We start from the raw sequence: 21850 nt of genomic DNA on the forward strand, positions 1-21850 counted from the left end.
CAAGAATGTTACTATTCTTAGTCTCTGTAAAGTACAAAACCCCTTTTACCAAAACGTTCGGGAAATGCTTTTAAGTTTATTCATTAAGGGCTTTTAAATAACCCTACTTAAATTCGATTGGTTAACCGATGAATATGCAAAGTTAAATACAATATTTCATCATGTGAAATGGACCAATTATAGTCCTTTTTAATATACGAAGCAATGCGTTCTGCACATCGATATGCTTTATCATATTTCACTTTAATCTGCTCATATAAAAACTCATCATATGTGTCTTCCAATTTTTCTTTGCGAATAAAACGCATGGCAAAAAAGCGCAAATGTGTCAAAAATCGCTCATAATTGACTGAGTCTTCATCTAAGTCTATTTGAAAATAATATTTAACGATATTTAAGATGTCATTGACCATTTCTGTCACTTGAATAGTCTTTGACATATTCTCACCAGAAAGCTGACTATTAACAAAATGCAATGCGATGGAAGCCGCTTCGTCTTCTGGCAATTCTATATTTAATTCTTGGTTAATAATGTCCAGTGCTTCTAGCGCTATTTTGTATTCTTGCTTGTAATACTTGCTAATTTCCCATAACAATGCATTTTTCAAATCGTATCCCAATTTATGTCGTTCCACCGCAAAGCTCAAATGATCAATTAAAGCGACATATAAATAATCATCTAATTGATAGGATAGTCTAGACTTGGCCAGTTCAATAATTTGATGGGCTAATTCCAAATAAATCTCTGGTATTTCTTTTAATAGTTCGGCAATCTTATTAGATACACCTTTATGCTCCAGTATAAAGGTCTTTTCTATCTTTTCTGGATCGATGGAATCGCCTTCTTTTTTCTGAAACGCCAAGCCTAAGCCCATAACGACAACTTCTTGATGCTGCTCATTATAAGTCAATGCTACATTATTGTTTAATATTTTTTTGATTTTCATATTACCCACACCTGAATTATATTTTAGGAAATCTGATATACAATCAGTGTATGAGGCGGGCAAAGTACGAAAACCGGCTCTTTGCCCAACTCCTTTTGACTATTCTATTACTATTTCTTATCTGTCATTAATTATTCTGAAACTGTGGTAGATATTCTTGATGAGCTTCAAGCATTTCATCCAGAATTTCTTTCGCTATGGTGTCAGATGGAACGAGTGGATTGATTGTCATTGCTAGAAGTGCTGTTTGATAATTACCGGTTACAGCAGCCTCTGCTGCCACTCTTTCAAATGATTTGATTTGCTGTACAAGGCCTCTTGTTGCTACAGGTAAATCACCAATAGCGATTGGTTTTGGGCCATCTTTTGTAATAACAGAATTGATTTCAACAGCTGAGTCATCTGGAATGCTTGCAATTGCTCCATTATTAATTGTATTAACAGGCTGAATATCTCTGCGATCATTATAGATAGAATCAATTAGGCTACATGCTGCATCACTATAGTAAGCACCACCTCTTTCCTCTAATTGTGGAGGCTTGATCGTTAAGTCTTCATCTTTATATAACTCAAATAAATCTTTTTCTAGTTTTTGAACTACTTCAGCTCGAGTTCCTTCTTCCGCCGCTGCTTTACTTTCTTCCTCAAACATCTCACTTGTCTTGTAGTAGTAACGGTGATAAGGACAAGGAATCGCTTGAAGTGCTTTTAGGAAGTCTGGTTCCCATTTTAAGTCGACAATATTTCTCATCGTTCCACTTGACACGTCACCTGAAGCAATCTTTTCAATATATTGATCGGTATAAATTTCCCCATCCAGATAGACATTTAATCCGTAAATCATATGGTTCAATCCTGCAAAATCAATTTGAATCCGCTCAGGATCAACACCTAATTGATCTGCAATCCCCATTTTCATTCCGACCGGGACATTACATAGACCAATGATTTTCTTCCAATCACTATGGCGGAGGACTGCTTCTGTCACCATTCCTGCAGGGTTGGTGAAGTTAATCAACCATGCGTTAGGACATAATTCTTCCATATCTTTAACGATATCTAAGATAACTGGAATTGTCCTCAAACCTTTGAAAAGTCCACCCGGTCCATTTGTCTCCTGACCAATGACGCCATATTTTAAAGGAATACGTTCATCTTTTGCCCGTGCTTCCAGTAAACCGACACGTAACTGAGTCGTTACAAAGTCTGCATCTTTCAATGCTTCCCGGCGGTCTAATGTAAGATGTACATCAATTGGCAAGCCAGCTTCTTTAATCATTCGCTTAGCTAAGCCACCAACGATTTCCAGTTTTTCTTGTCCTTCTGGGATATCAACTAACCAAAGCTCACGGACTGGTAAACTATCATATCTTTTTATAAAGCCCTCGACTAATTCCGGAGTATAGCTTGAACCCCCACCAATTGTGACAATTTTAACGTCTTTACTCATTAAAATGACCTCCTATACTAAAAACTCTCATTTTTCCTTTGAAAATCGATTCCTCATGCATGGATAGCGGTGAGCAATAAAAAAACCCGAACTGTTTGAAAACGCACGTATAGCGTTTTCAAATCAATTCAGGTTATGCCCAATTAAGGTTACATTCCTTAAATTTTAAGGTTAACTTATTTAATTATAGCTTTAAGTTATCACATTTTTTGATTAGTGTCAACGTTTATATTAAAAAAGGTTGAACCAAGTACTTGTGGGAGTTTTCTTATATTTTATATTGATTTTATCTGTTATTTTGTGACGTTATCAACGTCTATATCCCTTTTCCTTTTTTAATCCCTCGCCATCCTTTTAAAGCTGCTGTAATTGGTTTTCCACGGTTTTTCTCAGAGCGAATTGAAGAAATTGATAAAGGACCTGTTCAATCATTGGAATCAACAGGGTCGCCCTGTTTTAGAGTAGTTTCTGGTTCCATAATTCTCCGGTTCCTTTCTTTTGGCGGTACAAGCTTATTCACGTAGTTGTCCATTTATTTGAAAATATTTCGTCTGCAAGGAAAAGGTGATTTAAGAATAAAGTATCTATCCCAAGCGATACATTATCACTTGGAGTAAGCTTTTTAAAATAATCCTATTCCACACTCTTTAACGATTCAATCATATCGATTCTATTTACTTTTCTTCTAAGCAATAAATTCGATATAATCGTCAATACAAATGTAAGTACGATTGCCAAGCCTATTGTACTGAATCTCAGTCTATCAGGAATCTGTTGATTGGTACTGGATAATGCTTCGACAACTAGACTGAACATATAACCACTTATTGGCCACGCAACAATTACTGCAAATGTCGTTAGTATGATATTTTCAACAAAAATAATTCTGTTTATCTTATTTTTCTGGTAGCCTAACACCTTTAATGTGGCAAGTTCACGTGTGCGCTCATATATATTAATGGAGGATATGGTAAACATGGCACCAAAAGATAATATAACCGCACAAATAATAAACATGATAAAGACAGGATTATTTTGTTGAATCATATTGTCCACCGCTTTTTTTATGTCAACCCGGTAAGAAATCGTATCTACAGAAGGGCCCTCTTCAAAATAGTTCTTTTCTTGAGTTTAGAAAAATATTTCTTAGGATTAACTTATTCCATATGAAAATTTATTCCATACACTGGTAATTCTCTCCACTAACGTTTTCTTCATTTTCTTTGGCGGTTTTGAACGTAATGCCTGTGCTGCTCGTTCCTTTAATATACTTTTTCCACTAAAAAACATGCTATTACCCCAAAAACAATGGAAATGCTAATCGGTGGAAATAAGGTATAAAATGAAATGGCCAAGTTAAAGTTTGGTAAGGAACAGGTTTGCTTAATAACCGAATGTCTTTTTCAATTATTTTATCCCGCATTAAATTGGCAGCAAGACCCCACTGATTGAAGTTTCACTTTATTGGTGCATACATTTCTAAAAACACACGTTCTAGACCTTCTTCGTATATTGTCAATAATATATTAATGTAAGCCGTACCTATTAATTCATATCCATTTTCTTGGGCTATTCTTAAAAGACTTTCTCCTACTTCATAATCTATGCTCTTTTCTCCATTAACAAATCTACCATCTTCTATCACAGTATAAATACATTTTGGATGTGAAAGGATTCCCTTTAGGATTTTTGTCGGTATCTTCTAATTCTCTTACAACGATAAATCTCTCCCCTTTCATCCCATCTTCATCAAAATTGATTACACGTCTCGCACTCGCTAATGTTACAGCTTTTTTTAAACTCCCGGTACTATTTCTTATCGTTTCATACTCTTCGTAGGCAGCATATTCTGCAATTTCACCTGTTACTTCTAATGGCTTCATCTCTTTAACTACGAATTCACCTAGATATTCCTTTGTTTTAAAGCAGTCCTCCTTGACTGATTTTATCTTCTTTAGAAGACGTTTTTTATAGTATCGGCACAACAAAAATTACCGGAATTAAAAACGCTATCCTTCAATACATCTACCGACACGAGACATACTTTAAGTTATCTTCTCTTAAGAAATATAATGTTTTGGTTACAGAATATCTACCCATCGGAGATGAATAAGTTCATGCGACCATTTAGTTCCCAGTTCAACCATTGGCAAGATAAGGTGTTTTGCCTGTTTTTACAAAAATCCACAAACATACAAGCTTTAAGGATTTTTCTGCATTGAATAGAAGTAAGAACATGCATAGATATATGATCTAGGTGCTCTTTAAATCAATAACAGGAGGGGCGCAGTGTGAAAACAATAGTTTTTATAGGAGCAAATAAATCAGGTTCAAGCCGAGAGGCCATTAAGGCGGCTGAACGCATGGGTTATTTAACCGTACTCCTAACAAATCGAAGTAAATTCTTGCTGCAAAGAACGGAGTTTCCTGATGTTCACGAAATGATGTTTAGTGTATTCACTAAAGAACATTTGATTCAATGTATTCTTGAACTGGAGAATCAAGGGAAAGAAATTGCCGGTATTCTAAGTTTTCTTGAATCTTATGTGTGTCTAGCATGTGAATTATCGGATGAGTGGGGCATTTCTTCATTTTCAATAGAAGCTATGCGAAAAATGGAAAACAAAATCGAAACACATCATGTGCTTAAAGGAATCACTTCACCACAATTTGAAGTTTTTCACCCATTAGATTCACTACCTAAGTTTTTAAATCGCCATAAGGTAGGAAAATGGATTGTTAAACCTCCAAATTCTACTGGTTCAAAAGACGTCATTCTAGCTGATGGCCAAAAAGCGTTAAAACAGGCAATTCAACATTTATCTAATAAGCGTCACGGTCAACCTATATTAGTTGAGAAATATTTGGATGGTCCACAATATTTAGTGGAGGCATTAATCAACTTTGGGACTGTCCATATTGTCGCAGTCATAAAACAATCATTCTCTGAGATTAATCCTTTTGTTGTCACAGGATATTCTATTCAAACAGATCTCGAAGAAGACTTTTATGAAGGATTATATGAAAATGTCACTTCCATTATTCGAGCGTTTAATTTTACAAAGGGTGCATGTCATTTAGAATTAAGGTTTGTTTATGGGAAATGGAAACTCATAGAAATCAATCCACGGATTTCCGGAGGAGCCATGAATGCTATGATTGAAAAAGCCTATGGAATCAACCTAGTTGAGCAAACGATACGGCTTTATTTAGGACAAACACCTGAATTGACTAGTCAATGGAAAACAAATATTTACACTCACTATGTAACCGTCAACAAGTCAGGGAAATTATTAAAGGTAACAGGGCGTAATAGAGCTGCAAGGTGCCAAGGGGTGGAGCAAGTTTATGTGAAACCAAGAAAAGGTACGATGATTGCCCCGCCTGTTTCTATGGGAAAACGATATGCCTATGTAATAGCAAAAGGTGATACGTCAGAACAAGCAAAAATAAACGCTCAAACCGCAGCAAAAGAACTGCATTTTCATTTAGAGGAGGAAAAACATGACAACAATCGGAATGCTTTCTCACCGTAATGATCCAAAAACTGTCTTTAAGTCTTATGCTTATGCAGCAGCTGCAAAGATGGAGGGGGTTGAATTTTTCTTCTTTTCCCCTGGGAGAGTTAATCTCAAAGAAAAAACAATCCTTGGATGGGTTTACGTAATGGGAGAATGGATAGAAAAAACTGTCCCTTTTCCAGACGTCATTTACAATTCAAGTCCACCAATAACCGAGAAGCAGGAAGTAATTGTTGAAGCATTGCGTCAAGATATTCCTTTTACGAGTAACCCCATTGGCGACAAAATGAGTGTCTACAATCGAATTAAAAAAGATGGAACCTTTTCAAACTATTTGATCCCCTCAGTAGATATTACTAAATTCGATGTTGTAAACGATCTTTTAAATGAATATCAAGAGATCATTGTTAAACCTGCGTCAGGTGCAAAAGGAATAGGTATTGTTTATATCCAACAAGAAGATGATCAGTACACTATTTATCAAAATCAGTTAAAACAAGTTCTAACCAAAATAGAACTCAAGCAGTTCATAGAAAATATTATAAAGAATGATGCCTTCCTATCTCAGCCCTTTATACAAAGTAAAACGAATAACGGGTTATCCTACGATTTTAGGTTGCACACTCAAAAAGATGGTGAAGGACAGTGGACATTGACAACTATTTATCCAAGAATTGCTGGGGAAGGGGTTGTTGCGAACTTGAGCGGTGGCGGCTATTCAGCCATATTCGAAAGTTTTTTAAAACATGAATTTGAAGAAAAATTTTATGATGTCAAAAGAACCTTGGAGCATTTTGCCGTTCATTTTTCTACTCATTTTGACGGTTTGTATAATGAACCACTTGATGAATTGGGGATTGATATTGGAATAGATGCTAACCGAAAAATTTGGATTTTCGAAGTCAATTGGCGACCAGGCCCCCCTATACTGTTTAGTCTAGAACAAGATGTTACCAAACGTATGATTCGCTATGCATGCTATTTACAACTCCAAAAAGCGCGATTAATGCAGAGTTGAAAGAAATTTAACTAATATCCAAAAACATGTAAACGTAAACTGGGGAATCTGTTTTAATAAGCTATTATTAATTGAGCCTGTTTTTTATATAAACAGGCTCTTAGGAGTGACTTGGAGTACTATCCATCTTCAGCTATCCTGCTCAGTTAGTTTAAGTACAATATTTCACAAATTAACATATAATATATTAACTATTTTAAAAATTTTAACGAAATTATCTTCATTTTATCTAAATCAAAACCACCAGTGTGAACTGGTGGTTTGCTCTGCGGCTGAAAGCCTTTATTACCGGCATCGGCCTTAAAGGCTCACCGATCGAGTTTCCCTCTTGCACCACATTCACTCGCTAATTCTAAAAAAATCTCTTATTTCTTCTTATTTTTTTGTCCTGTAAATGGATCGAACTCTTCAAATAATGTTAATTGGTCACTCATATAATCTTCCTTGAGCTGATTCCTGATATATTCTTGAATTTGTTTTTTATTTCTTCCCACTGTATCAACATAGAATCCTCTACACCAAAATTTCCGATTTCCATATCTATATTTTAGGTTGGAGTGGCGGTCGAAAATCATGAGGCTACTTTTTCCTTTTAAATACCCCATAAATTGGGATACACTTAATTTAGGTGGTATACTAACTAACATATGGATGTGATCGGAACAAGCATTGGCTTCATGAATAACTACACCTTTTCGTTCACATAGATCTCGAATAATCTGCCCAATACTCTTTTATACTTTCCGTAAATAATCTGTCTTCTATACTTTGGTGCAAAAACGATGTGATACTTACAATTCCATGTTGTATGTGCTAAACTATTCTTGTCCTTCATGGGACATGCCCCCTTCTACGGTGAAATTTGGTGGTCGGGAAACCAACCTTATCTTACAAGGGAGGCATTTTTATTTAACCCACGCTGAAAGCTTTACGGAACCCCTGGCATAGCCAGGGGTTTTCGAAACCATTATAAAGAGGTGCCCCTACAGCATAAGCTATGGCAAATGCAGTAACCAATTGCCAGCTGCGACTATTGTAACACTCATATCATCAGCAATATGAGGTAATAAACCTGCAATAACAAAATCATCTGTCCCTATGATGAATGTCCCAAGTACTAAGATAAGAAGTCGATAATTCATTTAATTTTACTTTCTAATTTTTCTCTCTCTTTCACCGTTTCCCAATAGTCCACAAGGTTTTCTAGCTGGTGTTCAATCTTTTGCAAGTAATTTATCTGCTGACGTACATTTGTTAACCGCTCAGAGTAAAGCTCTACAGCAATACGAGCACACCCATTATTTTCAGTGAGATGGAAAACATCACAAGATAATACATGATAAATCTCATCTGTATTCATTCCTATTTTAAAAAACAATTGAACAGCTTTTACTTTTTCAATATCAGATTTCTCAAATTCCCGATATCCATTTTCTAATCAGATTCTTCTGTTCGTAATATCGTAACGAACGAATACTTACTCCCGTTTCCTTTGACAATTCTCCGATTTTCATTTTCGCTCCCCTTAACCTTTTGCTGTAGCACTATCATAAACCATGACACCATGTTAGGGTCAACCTTGCAAAATAAATTGAATTATATAAGATTGACGTTTGACAAGTCACTTGATAATATATTAGACATCTAACATATTAGTAGGTGATTTTTTGAGTTTGTATGAACAGGTTAAGCGTATTAATGAAGCAGAATATACAATAAACCGCTTGATATATAAACATTATAAGCATTATTTAAATAACGGCATTACAACACAACAAGCAGTTGTATTAGATATTGTATACTTAGCAAAACGGATTACAGTCGGTGAAATTGCGATTGAAATGGATATTAGTTCTAGTGCAGTAAGCCAATTAATAGCAAAGTTAGAAAAGAAAAAATATATTAAACGGGAAATTAATCTAGAAAACCGACGTGAAGTATTTATAACGTTAGATGAAAATGGATTGAAGTATTTTTCGAAACAAGATTATGTTGAAAAACAAATCGCAGATAAAATTTACAGCAATCTTTCATCAAATGAGTTAGACGCATTAGAACACATTGTTGAAAAATTAAAGGAGATTGCGATGAAGGAATTATAAAATTTCTTCATACCTAATATGTTAGTTATCTAATTTATTTAGGAGGTTAATAAATGGAAAGTTTACTTAAAACTATATCATTTAATGGTGCAGTATATTATAAGAAAAATGGACAAATCAAACAGTATTATCATGGCTATCAAGATATCTCAAAGCAATACCTTATTACTAAAAATACACAATTTAATCTTGCTTCGTTAAGTAAAATGTATACAGCAGTAATGATATTTCAACTAATCGAAAAAGGACAGTTACGGTTAAACGATAAAATTACAAATTGGTTTAACGTCCCTCATTTTACAAATGTGACAGTTGCACAATTACTTACACACACATCTGGTATACCTGAGTATATTGCAGAAAATTCTACAATCAGTGTTGAAACATTTGCCGAAATTGCGCTACCACAACATAAGCCGAATGAACATTGGTCTTATAGCAATACGAATTATGTTTTACTTGCAAAAATCATTGAGGAAGTAAGTGGCTTATCGTATGAAACATATTTACAACAATATATTGCAAGACCATTAAATCTTACTAATACAACAACACAGCCTAAAAAACAATACAAAGCACAAGGTCATACATATGATTATGAAGAACAACGATATAAAAAGGAAAATAATGACTCATATTTAAACAAAAATGAAAAATATAATAATGAATATGGTGACGGTGGTATTTATGCAACAGTGTCGGAGGTAGCAAAGTTTTTAAAAGCATTTTTGCAAGGTCAGTACAATAGCAAAGAGATTGTGCTATCCATGATAACGCCAACAAAATTAGCCGAGTATTATAGTTATGGTTTTATCATTCAAGATGACTGGGTTGGTCATACAGGAGGATGGTTTGGATGTTCAGCACAAGCTTTTATTAATACATCCACAAAGGATATTGTTGTTTTAGCAACGAATCAAGAAGTGTTTCCGCAATATGAACAGGAAATTATGAATTACTTAATGGGATTACAATATTCTGTAGAAGCGCCAAAACATATAGAAATTTCACCACTCTCTAATAAGGATGATATTACAGGTCAATATGAATTAGCAGATGAACTTGGCACAAGGTTTGCAATCATAAAGGATAGACAATTTATGATTGCATTTGAACATCAGTTATGTGTGCAACTCTTTAAAATAGATGAATCGTATTATTGGGTACGCAATACGATGAGTTATGTAGATGTTAAGAATCAATTATTTATCGATGAAGGTGTTGAAGTACCTTATCAAAAAGTTAATTGAGATGTTCCCTACAAAATTTAATATTAAAACAAAATTCCCTACCAAAAATTATTCTTGGTAGGGTTTTTGGTAGGGAACTATCTTATTTTCATCTTATTTTGTCCATTTCAGCTTAGGACAAATGCTGTTAAATAGGAGTTCTCTCTTCAAATTAAGTTGTAGTCTTATTCCAACATTAACTGTAGATAGACTAATTAGAAGCCTTGCTACCACTGCTTTTAGCTTAATTCCTCTCCCATATGGTAGGGTTTTTGGTAGGGAACCAATTCCATTCTAATGTCTTGATTTCCATTGAAATCAATATAAGTTTCCTTAGAAAAATTAAGTTTAATATTCCCTTTCATTTTTTCTGCAAGTGGTTCATCATTTCTACTCCATAAGTGCGCATAATGTTTTAATGGTGAGCTATGCCCTAATCTGCGTGATACAACTAATACATCAGTATTAAACTCATTAATTAATTTACTGGACATAAAAATATCAAAAAGAGATTAGCACATTTAGTAATCTCTTTTTAAGGTTTTGATAATAACAAAAATAGTTTAATTTTTATTGTTAGATGGTAGAGTTTGCATAAGTTCAAAGAAATATTTAGAATCTCCAGTATTAAAATAGTTATACCAAGATTCTAATGTGTTTGACTTAAAAACATCTAAGCACTCAATGATTTGTTTCGTCCATAGCAAAGCTTCAGTGGAACCAGCAGTAATAAGGTTATTAGATGCAATAGATGGTTGGTCTATATAAAAATCTTGTCCTTTATAATCAGAACAAACCATTTCAAGGAATCCCGGACCATTGCTAGTATGCGGACGGTTATCTAGTATCCCAAAATTAGCAAGTGCTGCGGTAGCTCCACAGATTGCACATACTGTAGCACCTACAGAGAGCAACTCGCTTGCTTTTACAAGAATAGCTTCATGCTTTGGATCATTCCATGTATCTGCACCTGGTAATAACAGCATGCTTGTTTCACTTACAATAATGTCATCAATTAAGTAGTCAGGAACTATTGTCATTCCGCCCATTGTACTGATCGCTTGTTTGGAATTACTGACTGTTTTAATCGCTACTTGATTCGCACCTTCTTTGAAAAATCTCCTGGAATTCAACTCCGCAGTAACATATCCTAGTTCCCAGTCTGCTAAAGTATCCAGTACATAAATATAGATTGTTTTCATAATTTTCCTCCATATGATTGTAATAAATTGATTGTTTGATTATTATTATACTTATCTATTGTTGACAACAATATGGCAACAATCTAGAATGAAGAAACTTTTTTTGAAAGGCGGTTAACAGATGAAAGTTAGCAGGCTTGTTAGCATTATTATGATACTACTTGATAAACAACGGATAGGTGCACAGGAGTTAGCAAATATGTTTGAAGTTTCAATTCGCACCATCTACCGTGATATAGATGCCATCAACATGGCAGGTATTCCAATTCGCTCAACATCGGGAGAAGGAGGTGGCTTTGAAATCATGAAAAACTATAAAATTGATAGAAATGTTTTTTCAACTACTGATATTTCTACTATTTTGACAGGTCTTTCTAGTCTATCCAATATGATACAAAGTAACGAACTGGTAAACGCCCTTGCGAAAGTAAAAAGCTTTATCCCAGTGGATAGAGTTGACGAGATCAAATTAAAAACAGATCAAATACATATCGATTTAAGTCAGTGGATAGGTTATAGGAACGTACAACCATATTTAGAAATCATAAAAATAGCTTTACAAGAAAACAAGTTACTTTCGTTTAAATATGCTGACCGTCATGGTAATAAAACTGAACGAGAAGCTGAAGCCCATCAAATTGTATTGAAGGGTAATCATTGGTATTTTCAAGGATACTGTTATAAACGAAACGATTTTCGGCTATTCAAACTAACTCGCATATCAAATCTAAAATTAGAAAATATTTTCTTTACGCCACGAGATTATCAAAAACCACTATTGGATTTTACTGATATTTTGGCAACCATACAAGTGAAAATCAAACTTCGTATTCATAAATCCATCATGGATAGAGTACTTGATTATTGTATGTATGAACATTTTTCACCAGACGGTGATGAGTACTACATTGTTACTTTCCCTTTTATAGAAAACGAATATTATTACAATATCCTTTTAAGTTTTGGTGATAAATGTGAATGTTTAGAGCCTTTACATATCCGAACAGAATTGAAACGGAAAATATATGATATAGCTAACTTATATGAAAATTAAATCAAGAAATCTCAATTTTATCCTTATACTGTTCTATTTAGTTAAATCTGTTGCCATTTTTTAAGATAAAATAGTGCCATTTAAAACTAAAAATGACACGTACATACTATTTATCTTTTCTACCAAAAATATCCCTACCAAAATTCAATGAAAAAACAAAATTCCCTACTAAAATTTTTCCTTGGTAGGGTTTTTGGTAGGGAACTATATTATTTTTAATACATTTTCTTCATTTTAGCTTAGGACAAATGCCGTTAAATAGGCATTCCCACTTCAAATCAAGTTAGCTCTTTACTCCCACTCTACTTTCACGGTGCTTGATATAAAGCAATATCATTGATTTTAAAGGGTTTTTAAGAAGTATCAACTCTTATAATATGATATTAAAAATTAATATAATGCAATTTTAATGCAATAAATGCAAATCCTAATTTAGAGTTATCACTATAAATATTTGATATCTTAAACAATAGACGTTTCAATTGAGGCGTCTTTTTTCATTGGGAAATTTGAATAGATTCTTATTTATAGTGCATTAGATTGTCTTTTCCTAAAAAATACCTGATAATAAATTTATAGAATATTATGTAGGAGAGAGACAATGATCAGAAGTGTAAAAATCGAGAATTTTAAATGTATCAAGGGTTCTTTCACTTTAGATTTTAAAAAGGGAATAAATATCTTAGTTGGAAATAATGAAGCTGGAAAATCTACCATTTTAGAGGCAATACATTTGGCTCTCAGCGGTATATTTAGGGGGAAGTTAGTCAAAGGAAATCTAACACAATATTTATTTAACTATGAAGTTGTAAAAGAGTATATAGAAAATGTTAACGATGGAAAGACATCTGAACCACCTTATATTTTAATTGAATTATATTTAGATGAAGTTCTCCCCATTTTAGAAGGTGATAAGTTTTCTGAAAAGAAGACTTCAGGAAAAACTAGTGGAATTGCACTAAAAATTGCCTTAGATGAAAAATATAATGAAGAATATGAATCTTTAATAAAATCGGGAAATATAGAAAGTCTACCAATTGAATACTATGATGTGGAATGGTACTCTTTCGCAAGAAAAGCATTGACTGCTAGAAGCATTCCAATTAAGTCATCGTTTATCGATGTAGGTTTTAGCAAGTTTCGAAATGGATCTGATATTTATATATCTAGAATTGTTCAAAATATTTTAGATACTGATGAAAAAACTAAAGTTGCACAAGCCTATAGAAAAGTAAAAGAAACTTTTTCAAAAGACCAATCGATTGCTGACATTAACTCAAAAATAACTGATATATCTAAATTAAGTAATAAAGAAATTGAATTGACCGTTGATTTAGGGTCACGTTCAACTTGGGACGGTAGTTTAATAACTCAACTTGATAAAATCCCCTTTGATTTTATCGGTAAAGGGGAGCAATCTATTATAAAAACTGATTTAGCTTTGTCAAACAAAAGGGCAGAAGCTTCATCTATAATCCTAATTGAAGAACCAGAATGTCATATTAGCCATTCGCGACTTAACCAACTGCTAAATAACATCAAAGACAATTATCATGATAAGCAGATTATACTATCTACTCATAGTAGTTTTGTTTCTAATAAATTGGGTTTAGATAATTTAATATTATTAAATAAACAAAAAACAGTTAAGTTTGATCATTTAAGTTCCAAAGATTTTTTTGAAAAAGTATCCGGATATGACACTCTGCGGTTAATATTATGCAAGAAAGCAATCCTAGTTGAAGGAGATTCTGACGAATTAGTACTTCAAAGGGCATATAGGGACAACAACAATGATAAATTACCTATTGAAGACGAAGTAGAAATCATTTCCGTAGGAACATCTTTCCTAAGGTTCTTAGAAATTGCTGAATGCTTAGAGATACCTGTAAAAGTTGTTACAGACAATGATGGATATTTAGAGTCCTTAAAACGGAAATATAAGAATTACTTAGGAAAAAACAAAAAATCAAATATCGAGATTTGCTATGAAGAAAAAATACACACTGGACCACTAACTATAGGAAAAGATAATAAACCTTTTAATTATAATACTCTAGAACCAGCCTTATTACGTGCAAACAGTTTAGAAAAGTTGAATTCTATATTCGATACCAAATATGAAACTGAAGACTCTCTACTTAAGTACATGAAATCAAATAAGACTGATTGTGCATTAAAAATATTTTCATCTCAAGATAAGATTAATTATCCGGAATTTATTATGAGGGCCTTGTGATGAAAAATAATCTTTTAATAGCTGCGGCTGGCGCGGGAAAAACTACCCATTTTGTACAAGAATCATTAAAGCTTACGGAAAGTGTTCTAATTACTACTTTTACAGAAGAAAATAAAGAAGAAATAAGAAAGAAATTTTTCGAGTTAAATAATGGTGTCATTCCACACAACGTTACTATCAGAACATGGTTTTCGTTTTTAATTGAGCATGGTGCAAAACCATACCAAGGAAAACTAACAAATAAAAATATAAATGGTTTGTTATTGATGAATAAAAAATCAGGATTTAGATATAAAAACGGAAAGTTCCCAGTGTACTACAAAGAAACAGAAGTTGAAAAACATTATTTTTCAAATGATTTCCAAATATATTCAGACAAGCTCTCAAAATTTGTTGTTCGTTGTAATGACAAAAATAATGGATATGTAATTGAACGGATTGCTAGACTGTTTAAACATATCTTTATAGATGAAGTACAGGATATGGCAGGATATGATTTAGAGATAATAAAACTTTTGTTTCAATCCGATTCAATTATTAAAATTGCTGGTGATCCTAGACAAGTAACATATCAAACTCATTTTCCTGACAAATATAAAAAATACTCCGATGGAAAAATACAAGAATTTATATTAAATGAATGCAAATCTATAGATGTTAATATCGATACAGATACTCTTAAAGATAGTTGGCGTAATAACCAGATTATCTGTAATTTCGCCAACTATCTATTCCCTGAATATCCATCCTGTGATTCTCTCCATAATGAAATTACAGGACATGATGGGGTTTTTCTTGTAAGAGAAAAGGATATTGAACGTTATTTAATAGAGTATTCTCCAACACAATTAAGATATTCTCGCACTAAAAAAGTAAACCCCAATTATGAAGTTAAGAATTTTGGGGAATCCAAAGGAACAACACGAGATCGAGTATTAATATATCCAACTCAAAAGATATCAGACTGGTTATTGAATGATAAAAAGCTGGATAATTTTGATATTAAATGTAAATTTTATGTAGCGGTAACAAGAGCACGATATAGTGTTGCAATTGTATGTAAAAATAATATCGAAACGGATATACTCCCCATATACGAATATTAATTAACGTTTACTTGCAACGCCATTTGGACGGTATTTACTTACCGACAAATGGCGTTTTTTGTTGTTAAATTGGAGGTGAAATATGAAATGAATAAAAAGATTTATAACACAAATTTAAAAATTGGAAGCCTTTTTGACGGAATCGGTGTCTTCCCCCTCTCTGCTTCCCGTTTTGGAATTAGTCCAACATGGGCAAGTGAGATTGAAAAAGCACCTATATCTATTACAAAACGGCATTTTCCTAACATGCTTCATTTAGGAGATATTACTAAAGTAAATGGAGAAGAAATTCCACCTGTTCATATCATTACATTTGGTTCACCTTGTCAGAACTTATCCAATATCGGTAAACGAGAAGGTCTTACTGGGAGTCAATCCAGTTTATTTTATCATGCGATACGAATTATCGAAGAAATGAGGTGTGCAACGAATGGAGCATATCCAGCTATCGCTGTTTGGGAAAACGTCATGGGAGCTTTTTCATCAAATAACAGGTTGGATTTTAAAGCCGTGCTGGAGTCGTTCACAAATACCGAAATTCCAATGCCTACTTCTGGAGTCTGGGCAAAAGCGGGAATGGTCCGAGGGAATGAAGTTGATGTGTGCTGGCGCGTGTTGGATGCCCGATATTGGGGAAAGCCCACGCTTCCTCAAAGAAGAAGACGTATCTTCCTCGTGGCAGATTTTGGAGGAAAACGTGCCAGAGAAATATTATTTAAAACCCGCGAATTGCAATCATTTCCTACGTCTTGCGGAGAAGACAGGCTGCCCTCCACCGCGGCCAGTCGAAGATCTTCTGAAAAAACAAGGAGGAACATACCCGTCATCCGCCCCTTTCAAGAACGACGTATGCGAAGTACAGCAAAAGATAAAAACAAATCAGGATTCATTGGAAGTTTTGGACGGACAAATGACCCTTTCCCCACTTTGTTAGCTGGTTCGGTCAATATATTTTCTTTTTGGTATGAAGGGAAAGAAAAAGAAGGTTATATCCGACAACTAACTCCGTTGGAATGTGAACGTTTGATGGGATTACCAGAAGACTGGACAGCATTTGGAAATAATGGTGAATCCATTAGTGATTATGCAAGATATAAAGCAATTGGAAATGCAATTGCCGTACCATGTGCTGAATATATCATGGCTGGTATTGCAGAAATTTTATAGATAAATCAACTAACGTGTGACAAATTCCATCTGTCATGCTTTTTTTATTGTCTAAATCAAGGAGGGAGTGTGGTTTCTTTGGAAGAAAATGAAGAAAAGGTGATGGAATGGATCGATGATCATTTTGTTATGAATGAAATTGAGATTGAAGACTTTCCGTTTTTCCCTTGTGGGAAATTGGTACGTGACCAACAAGGTGAAACGATGGTTGTATTTTGGTGTGTGATTTATGGGCGTGTGGATTATCGTTTGCAAGAAACATAGGAGTGATTGACAAATGAAGATGTATTTTTCTCGTTCCCCTCCCTTCTGCCCTGGCTTTTCATAGATAACCAAAAATTAAAACAAGAAAAGAGGTTTATATGATGGAATTAAAATATGTCATTCCAAATATGGAAAAAACTTTTGGAAATTTAGAATACGCAGGAGAAGGCAAAGTCGAACAACGCCGAATTAATGGACGTATGACCACGCTATCCAGGAGTTATAATTTGTATTCCGATATTCAACGTGCAGATGATATTGAAGTAGTTCTCCCACAAGAAGCAGGAGAAAAGTTCTTTGAACATGAGGAAAAAGTAAAATTAGTCAATGCAAGAATCACCGCAGAAGGTTATAAAATTGGAGAACGTGGGTTCACAAACTATATCTTACATGCAGATGACATGGTAAAAGCATAAGGAGGAAAAAAACATGAGATTAGCACAAGGTATTGTCATTGATAAAGAAAAGACATTTGGCTTATTAAAGTTTTCGGCATTACGACGTGAAGTGTTCCTCCAAAATGAAGATGGAACGGTATCTTCTGAAGTCAAGGAACGAACATATGATTTAAAGTCCCGTGAACAAGGCCGCATGATTCAAGTTAGTATTCCTGCTTCCGTTCCCTTAAAAGAATTTGATTATAATGCGGAAGTAGAAATTATTAACCCCGTCGCAGATACCGTCGCAAATGCAACATTTCGTGGTGCAGATGTTGATTGGTACATTAAAGCAGATGATTTAGTCTTAAAGGGAAAAGCAACAACATCGACTAGTAATGTTTCAAAAGCTACGCCAACGAAGGATAAATAATGAAGATTTTCAAAGGGCGAGGGAAACGCATTAAGGAAAAAGATGCTTCCCTCGTTTTTCAATTTGTATTCTTTGGACTCGTTGGTGTATGGCTCGCTTCTTTTATCCCTTTTCATCTGCCATTTTTACTTTCTACAACGTGGCAGCTTGATCTATTTCAAGCACACTTTATAAGCATTTATGGATTGATGACATTGTTAATCAGTCTAGCTATAACTACTGGATGTGCGTATCTCTATTATCACTATCGGTATGACAAGATAAAGCAAGTTATTCATCGTCAAAAACTCGCCAAAATGATATTAGAAAATGGTTGGTATGAAACGAAACAAGTACAATCGAGTAGCTTCTTTGAAGATATTCCAAACGGAAAAACAAAAGATAAAATTAGTTACTTTCCTAAAATGTACTATCTGCTCGAAAAAGGGATGATTCGTATTCAAGTGGAAATCACACTTGGAAAATATCAAGATCAATTACTAAATCTCGAAAACAAACTGGAAAGTGGCTTGTACTGTGAGTTGGTATCGAAAGAGTTACATGACTCCTATGTAGAGTATGTTCTTTTCTATGATATGATTGCAAACCGTATTTCTATTGATGAAGTAATCGCACAAAATGGTAGCTTAAAGCTCATGGATTCGATGTATTGGGAATACGATAAGTTGCCGCATATGTTAATTGCTGGTGGAACAGGCGGTGGGAAAACGTATTTTATTCTCACGCTGATTGAAGCGCTATTAAAAACAGATGCAAAGTTGTATATTTTAGATCCGAAAAATGCCGATTTAGCGGATTTAGCCACTGTTATGCCTGATGTGTATTATAAAAAGGAAGATATGATGGCATGTATTGACCAATTTTATGAATCTATGATGATTCGTAGTGAAGAAATGAAACTGATGAAGGGCTATAAAACAGGGGAAAACTATGCTTATTTAGGCTTATCTCCTCACTTTTTAGTTTTTGATGAATATGTTGCGTTTATGGAAATGCTTGCTTCTAAGGAAAATACGGCGGTGTTAACTAAACTGAAACAGATTGTTATGTTAGGACGACAAGCAGGATTTTTCCTTATCCTTGCTTGTCAACGACCAGATGCAAAATATCTTGGAGATGGCATTCGAGATCAGTTTAATTTTCGGGTTGCTTTAGGACGTATGAGTGAGCTCGGATATGGAATGATGTTTGGGTCGGACATACAAAAACAATTTTTCTTAAAACAGATCAAAGGACGAGGGTATGTTGATAAAGGAGATAATGTCATTTCTGAATTTTATACACCACTTGTCCCGAAAGAACATGACTTTTTAGAAGAAATTGCTAAACTAGCCCGATAAAGGCTGCCCAGTGCGGCGGCGTGCGAAGCGAAAGCCGCCGTACTGGGCTAAGCCTGCGTGGCGACAGCCACGCCTTAACCCCCCATTTCTAACAGGGGGGTAGAAAAACAATAAGAAACTGTTCCAAAAGCCACTAAGACCTGATGGCACAACGGTTTGGAGCATATAAAGAGGGTGTCAGCTTTTAACCTTTAGTTGACATCTTTTTTTAGTTTGGAGGAATGCATATGAATCAAATACCTTGGTATCAACAATTAAAAGAAAAACGATTGGAATACGGTGTGTCGCAAAATAAACTGGCTGTTCATATTGGAATTTCAAGACAATATATCAGTGAAATCGAAACAGGAAAAGTAACTCCTTCCGTTTCACTAAAAAATACCTTGTTTGATATTTTAGAACAATTTAATCCAGATGCTCCTTTGGAAATCTTGTTTGACTATGTACGGATTCGATTTTTAACAACAAACCCGAAGCCTATCATTGAAGATATTTTGAAATTGAAAATGGAGTACATGTTGCATGAAGATTATGCGTTTTACTCTTATATGGAACAATATGTTTTTGGCGATATTGTCATCATGGTTTCTCCTGATGAAGACAAAGGCTGTTTACTCGAACTCAAAGGAAAAGGATGTAGGCAATTTGAGAACTTCTTATTAGCTCAGCAACGAACATGGTTCGATTTTTTTATGGAAGTGTTTCGAGTATGTGGGGTTTTTAAACGAATTGATCTTGCGATAAACGATAAAACAGGGATATTGGATATCCCATTTCTGACCAACAAATGTCGTAATGAAGAATGTATCTCTGTTTTTCGCAGTTTTAAAAGTTATCGTTCTGGTGAACTTGTGCAGAGTGAAGACAAGCCTGATATGGGCAATACGTTATATATCGGTTCGTTAAAAAGTGATGTGTACTTCTGTGCGTATGAGAAGGATTACGAACAATACGTGAAACATGGAACATCACTCGAAGATACAGACTTGAAAAATCGTTTTGAAATTCGTTTAAAGAATGATCGTGCTTATCATGCGATTGTAGATTTAATGACGTATGAAGATGCTGGACGAACCGCCTTTTCGATTATTAATCGATATATTCGTTTTGTCGATAAAGACGAGGAAAAACGTCGCAGCAGTTGGAAAATGAATAAGGAATGGCAACGTTTTTTGGATTTAGGTGTGAATAGAAAAATTTCTTTAACAACAAAGCCCGAACCATATACGTTTGAAAAATCTTTAAGATGGCTGGCTCGACAAGTTGCTCCTACTTGGAAACTAGCGACAAAGATAGATGAACTTAATAAAACGAGTGTAATTGAAGACATGTTGGAGCAAGTAGAATTATCCGAACGGCACCAAAAAATACTCATGCAACAAACCATTCCCATAGAGAAAGTGATTCAACCATTGTCAAGCAACGATTGATTAACTTATGAAGGGAGAAATTCAGATGAATTTTGGGCAGAATTTGTACAATTGGTTTCTTAGTAATGCGCAATCTTTAGTATTAATGGCGATTGTCGTGATTGGCATTTATTTAGGCTTTAAACGAGAGTTTTCCAAACTAATCGGCTTTCTAATCATTGCTTTGGTTGCGGTGGGATTAGTCTTTAATGCGGCTGGAGTAAAAGATGTGTTGTTAAACCTATTTAACCGAATCATAGGGGCTTAAATTGTACCGTTATTTTGCAGAAGATAAGTGGTCTTCTTATGTTCTGCAAAAAAATGGTGGACCAAACGGTAGTGCGGTAGGGATTAACAAGCCTCGTTTGTGTATCAGCAGATAACAAGCTGCTGCTTTTTTTATGGCTATTTTTAATGAAAAGGATGTGATAACCAATGGATATGCAAGTCTACATTGCTAACCTCGGCAAGTACAATGAAGGCGAACTTGTTGGTGCGTGGTTTACACCACCTATTGATATGGAAGACGTGAAAGAGCGTATTGGTTTAAATGGTGAGTATGAAGAATATGCGATACATGATTACGAGTTACCATTTGAGGTTGATGAATATACGCCAATATCCGAAATCAACCGGTTATGTGCAATGGTGCAAGAAATCGAAGGCTCTCCTTTATATGATGCACTATCAGAAGTACAAGGCTATTGGTTTGATAGTTTAGAAGAATTACTGGAGCATCAAGATGACATCATTTGTTATTCTGATTGTGAAGATATGGAAGATGTTGCGAGATATTTGATAGAAGAAACAGGCGTACTTGGGGAAGTCCCTGCTAACTTACAGAATTATATTGATTATAGAGCTTTTGGACGTGACCTTGAAATTGAAGGCAGCTTTCTTGTGACGTCACATGGTGTATTTGAATATGTTCAATAGATGGAGAAGCAGCTTGTTATCGTACAGGCTGCTTTTTCTTTTGGAAAGGAAGATGA

Annotated in this window: 23 protein-coding genes and 3 pseudogenes; 15 read left to right on the forward strand and 11 right to left on the reverse strand. The window is 34.5% G+C overall.

Annotated elements, in window-relative coordinates:
- Positions 1 to 107: 107 nt before the first annotated feature.
- The 5 genes and pseudogenes from licT to BKP57_RS23300 form a co-directional block, all read right to left on the reverse strand.
- Positions 108 to 947 carry a BglG family transcription antiterminator LicT gene (licT, locus tag BKP57_RS06500; RefSeq protein ID WP_072741201.1) on the reverse strand — a complete coding sequence of 280 codons (840 nt, stop codon included), beginning with the start codon at positions 945 to 947 and terminating at the stop codon, positions 108 to 110.
- A 127-nt stretch (positions 948 to 1074) separates the two neighbouring features.
- Entirely contained in the window at positions 1075 to 2397 is a 1323-nt protein-coding gene (locus tag BKP57_RS06505) for a 6-phospho-beta-glucosidase (RefSeq protein WP_072741202.1), read from the reverse strand.
- Positions 2398 to 3030: 633 nt separating this feature from the next.
- A pseudogene (locus BKP57_RS23290) lies at positions 3031 to 3519 on the reverse strand (ABC transporter permease); the annotation flags it as partial.
- A 30-nt stretch (positions 3520 to 3549) separates the two neighbouring features.
- The gene (locus tag BKP57_RS23295; protein ID WP_156875285.1) at positions 3550 to 3687 is read right to left on the reverse strand and encodes a hypothetical protein; all 138 of its coding nucleotides are present in this window, start codon (positions 3685 to 3687) and stop codon (positions 3550 to 3552) included.
- A gap of 166 nt (positions 3688 to 3853) precedes the next feature.
- Positions 3854 to 4370, reverse strand: a pseudogene (locus tag BKP57_RS23300) (MerR family transcriptional regulator); the annotation flags it as partial.
- Positions 4371 to 4688: 318 nt separating this feature from the next.
- Between BKP57_RS23300 and BKP57_RS06520 the strand changes: the two are divergent.
- Together BKP57_RS06520 and BKP57_RS06525 are read left to right on the forward strand one after the other, a co-directional pair.
- Complete coding sequence (locus tag BKP57_RS06520) at positions 4689 to 5933, forward strand: ATP-grasp domain-containing protein (protein WP_050351770.1); 1245 nt, start codon at positions 4689 to 4691, stop codon at positions 5931 to 5933.
- Entirely contained in the window at positions 5902 to 6936 is a 1035-nt protein-coding gene (locus BKP57_RS06525) for a YheC/YheD family endospore coat-associated protein (protein WP_050351771.1), read from the forward strand. Before BKP57_RS06520 ends, BKP57_RS06525 begins: the two co-directional genes overlap by 32 nt.
- A 365-nt stretch (positions 6937 to 7301) precedes the next feature.
- Here the strand turns inward: BKP57_RS06525 and tnpA are convergent.
- The 4 genes and pseudogenes from tnpA to BKP57_RS21650 all read right to left on the reverse strand — a co-directional run bounded on the left by tnpA (position 7302) and on the right by BKP57_RS21650 (position 8450).
- Positions 7302 to 7771, reverse strand: a pseudogene (gene tnpA, locus BKP57_RS06530) (IS200/IS605 family transposase).
- A 160-nt stretch (positions 7772 to 7931) separates the two neighbouring features.
- Positions 7932 to 8078: a hypothetical protein gene (locus BKP57_RS21970; RefSeq protein ID WP_156875286.1), complete on the reverse strand. Its 147-nt coding sequence runs from the start codon at positions 8076 to 8078 to the stop codon at positions 7932 to 7934.
- Entirely contained in the window at positions 8075 to 8296 is a 222-nt protein-coding gene (locus BKP57_RS21645; protein WP_156875287.1) for a hypothetical protein, read from the reverse strand. The genes BKP57_RS21970 and BKP57_RS21645 overlap by 4 nt, the downstream gene beginning before the upstream one ends.
- 52 nt (positions 8297 to 8348) lie before the next feature.
- A complete protein-coding gene (locus BKP57_RS21650; RefSeq protein ID WP_082240923.1) occupies positions 8349 to 8450 on the reverse strand; it encodes a MerR family DNA-binding transcriptional regulator in 102 nt (33 codons plus the stop codon).
- Between the two features lie 153 nt (positions 8451 to 8603).
- Between BKP57_RS21650 and BKP57_RS06540 the strand changes: the two genes are divergently transcribed.
- Positions 8604 to 9038, forward strand: a complete 435-nt coding sequence (locus BKP57_RS06540; protein WP_050351773.1) for a MarR family winged helix-turn-helix transcriptional regulator — start codon at positions 8604 to 8606, stop codon at positions 9036 to 9038.
- Between the two features lie 53 nt (positions 9039 to 9091).
- Positions 9092 to 10288, forward strand: coding sequence for a serine hydrolase domain-containing protein (locus BKP57_RS06545; RefSeq protein ID WP_072741204.1), 1197 nt, complete (start codon positions 9092 to 9094; stop codon positions 10286 to 10288).
- 218 nt (positions 10289 to 10506) lie between these two features.
- Here BKP57_RS06545 and BKP57_RS06550 read toward each other — a convergent pair whose 3' ends face one another.
- Positions 10507 to 10761, reverse strand: coding sequence for a hypothetical protein (locus BKP57_RS06550; protein ID WP_072741205.1), 255 nt, complete (start codon positions 10759 to 10761; stop codon positions 10507 to 10509).
- A gap of 69 nt (positions 10762 to 10830) precedes the next feature.
- Positions 10831 to 11469, reverse strand: a complete 639-nt coding sequence (locus tag BKP57_RS06555; protein WP_072741206.1) for a type 1 glutamine amidotransferase family protein — start codon at positions 11467 to 11469, stop codon at positions 10831 to 10833.
- A 121-nt stretch (positions 11470 to 11590) separates the two neighbouring features.
- Between BKP57_RS06555 and BKP57_RS06560 the strand changes: the two genes are divergently transcribed.
- From BKP57_RS06560 to BKP57_RS06610, 11 genes are all read left to right on the forward strand, one after another.
- Positions 11591 to 12523: a helix-turn-helix transcriptional regulator gene (locus BKP57_RS06560; RefSeq protein ID WP_072741207.1), complete on the forward strand. Its 933-nt coding sequence runs from the start codon at positions 11591 to 11593 to the stop codon at positions 12521 to 12523.
- 601 nt (positions 12524 to 13124) lie between these two features.
- Positions 13125 to 14762: an ATP-dependent nuclease gene (locus BKP57_RS06565; RefSeq protein ID WP_072741208.1), complete on the forward strand. Its 1638-nt coding sequence runs from the start codon at positions 13125 to 13127 to the stop codon at positions 14760 to 14762.
- Positions 14762 to 15868, forward strand: coding sequence for a UvrD-helicase domain-containing protein (locus BKP57_RS06570; RefSeq protein WP_072741209.1), 1107 nt, complete (start codon positions 14762 to 14764; stop codon positions 15866 to 15868). Before BKP57_RS06565 ends, BKP57_RS06570 begins: the two co-directional genes overlap by 1 nt.
- 87 nt (positions 15869 to 15955) lie before the next feature.
- Positions 15956 to 17035 (forward strand): DNA cytosine methyltransferase, encoded by a 1080-nt coding sequence (locus tag BKP57_RS06575; RefSeq protein ID WP_072741210.1) that lies wholly within the window; start codon positions 15956 to 15958, stop codon positions 17033 to 17035.
- Between the two features lie 69 nt (positions 17036 to 17104).
- The gene (locus BKP57_RS06580) at positions 17105 to 17299 is read left to right on the forward strand and encodes a hypothetical protein (RefSeq protein WP_083547208.1); all 195 of its coding nucleotides are present in this window, start codon (positions 17105 to 17107) and stop codon (positions 17297 to 17299) included.
- A 101-nt stretch (positions 17300 to 17400) separates the two neighbouring features.
- Positions 17401 to 17715 carry a YdcP family protein gene (locus tag BKP57_RS06585; RefSeq protein ID WP_018705633.1) on the forward strand — a complete coding sequence of 105 codons (315 nt, stop codon included), beginning with the start codon at positions 17401 to 17403 and terminating at the stop codon, positions 17713 to 17715.
- Between the two features lie 13 nt (positions 17716 to 17728).
- On the forward strand, positions 17729 to 18109 hold the full coding sequence (locus tag BKP57_RS06590) for a YdcP family protein (protein ID WP_072741211.1): 381 nt from the start codon (positions 17729 to 17731) through the stop codon (positions 18107 to 18109).
- The gene (locus BKP57_RS06595; RefSeq protein ID WP_072741212.1) at positions 18109 to 19449 is read left to right on the forward strand and encodes an FtsK/SpoIIIE domain-containing protein; all 1341 of its coding nucleotides are present in this window, start codon (positions 18109 to 18111) and stop codon (positions 19447 to 19449) included. The genes BKP57_RS06590 and BKP57_RS06595 overlap by 1 nt, the downstream gene beginning before the upstream one ends.
- A gap of 227 nt (positions 19450 to 19676) precedes the next feature.
- Positions 19677 to 20879, forward strand: coding sequence for a MobT family relaxase (mobT, locus tag BKP57_RS06600; protein WP_072741213.1), 1203 nt, complete (start codon positions 19677 to 19679; stop codon positions 20877 to 20879).
- Between the two features lie 25 nt (positions 20880 to 20904).
- Complete coding sequence (locus BKP57_RS06605) at positions 20905 to 21126, forward strand: hypothetical protein (protein WP_010097509.1); 222 nt, start codon at positions 20905 to 20907, stop codon at positions 21124 to 21126.
- Positions 21127 to 21293: 167 nt separating this feature from the next.
- Positions 21294 to 21794 (forward strand): antirestriction protein ArdA, encoded by a 501-nt coding sequence (locus tag BKP57_RS06610; protein ID WP_018705629.1) that lies wholly within the window; start codon positions 21294 to 21296, stop codon positions 21792 to 21794.
- The last annotated feature ends 56 nt before the right edge of the window (positions 21795 to 21850 follow it).

Origin of the sequence: Virgibacillus sp. 6R, assembly GCF_001895305.1 — a bacterium.
Classification (GTDB): Bacteria; Bacillota; Bacilli; order Bacillales; family Amphibacillaceae; genus Virgibacillus; species Virgibacillus pantothenticus.

Excerpts from the sequence above, each read along its gene's own strand:
- licT (WP_072741201.1), bottom strand. The coding sequence starts at position 947 with ATGAAAATCAAAAAAATATTAAACAATAATGTAGCATTGACTTATAAT.
- BKP57_RS06505 (WP_072741202.1), bottom strand. The coding sequence starts at position 2,397 with ATGAGTAAAGACGTTAAAATTGTCACAATTGGTGGGGGTTCAAGCTAT.
- BKP57_RS23295 (WP_156875285.1), bottom strand. The coding sequence starts at position 3,687 with ATGTTTTTTAGTGGAAAAAGTATATTAAAGGAACGAGCAGCACAGGCA.
- BKP57_RS06525 (WP_050351771.1), top strand. The coding sequence starts at position 5,902 with ATGACAACAATCGGAATGCTTTCTCACCGTAATGATCCAAAAACTGTC.
- BKP57_RS21970 (WP_156875286.1), bottom strand. The coding sequence starts at position 8,078 with ATGAATTATCGACTTCTTATCTTAGTACTTGGGACATTCATCATAGGG.
- BKP57_RS21645 (WP_156875287.1), bottom strand. The coding sequence starts at position 8,296 with ATGAATACAGATGAGATTTATCATGTATTATCTTGTGATGTTTTCCAT.
- BKP57_RS21650 (WP_082240923.1), bottom strand. The coding sequence starts at position 8,450 with ATGAAAATCGGAGAATTGTCAAAGGAAACGGGAGTAAGTATTCGTTCG.
- BKP57_RS06545 (WP_072741204.1), top strand. The coding sequence starts at position 9,092 with ATGGAAAGTTTACTTAAAACTATATCATTTAATGGTGCAGTATATTAT.
- BKP57_RS06550 (WP_072741205.1), bottom strand. The coding sequence starts at position 10,761 with ATGTCCAGTAAATTAATTAATGAGTTTAATACTGATGTATTAGTTGTA.
- BKP57_RS06555 (WP_072741206.1), bottom strand. The coding sequence starts at position 11,469 with ATGAAAACAATCTATATTTATGTACTGGATACTTTAGCAGACTGGGAA.
- BKP57_RS06560 (WP_072741207.1), top strand. The coding sequence starts at position 11,591 with ATGAAAGTTAGCAGGCTTGTTAGCATTATTATGATACTACTTGATAAA.
- BKP57_RS06565 (WP_072741208.1), top strand. The coding sequence starts at position 13,125 with ATGATCAGAAGTGTAAAAATCGAGAATTTTAAATGTATCAAGGGTTCT.
- BKP57_RS06570 (WP_072741209.1), top strand. The coding sequence starts at position 14,762 with ATGAAAAATAATCTTTTAATAGCTGCGGCTGGCGCGGGAAAAACTACC.
- BKP57_RS06575 (WP_072741210.1), top strand. The coding sequence starts at position 15,956 with ATGAATAAAAAGATTTATAACACAAATTTAAAAATTGGAAGCCTTTTT.
- BKP57_RS06585 (WP_018705633.1), top strand. The coding sequence starts at position 17,401 with ATGGAATTAAAATATGTCATTCCAAATATGGAAAAAACTTTTGGAAAT.
- BKP57_RS06590 (WP_072741211.1), top strand. The coding sequence starts at position 17,729 with ATGAGATTAGCACAAGGTATTGTCATTGATAAAGAAAAGACATTTGGC.
- BKP57_RS06595 (WP_072741212.1), top strand. The coding sequence starts at position 18,109 with ATGAAGATTTTCAAAGGGCGAGGGAAACGCATTAAGGAAAAAGATGCT.
- mobT (WP_072741213.1), top strand. The coding sequence starts at position 19,677 with ATGAATCAAATACCTTGGTATCAACAATTAAAAGAAAAACGATTGGAA.
- BKP57_RS06605 (WP_010097509.1), top strand. The coding sequence starts at position 20,905 with ATGAATTTTGGGCAGAATTTGTACAATTGGTTTCTTAGTAATGCGCAA.
- BKP57_RS06610 (WP_018705629.1), top strand. The coding sequence starts at position 21,294 with ATGGATATGCAAGTCTACATTGCTAACCTCGGCAAGTACAATGAAGGC.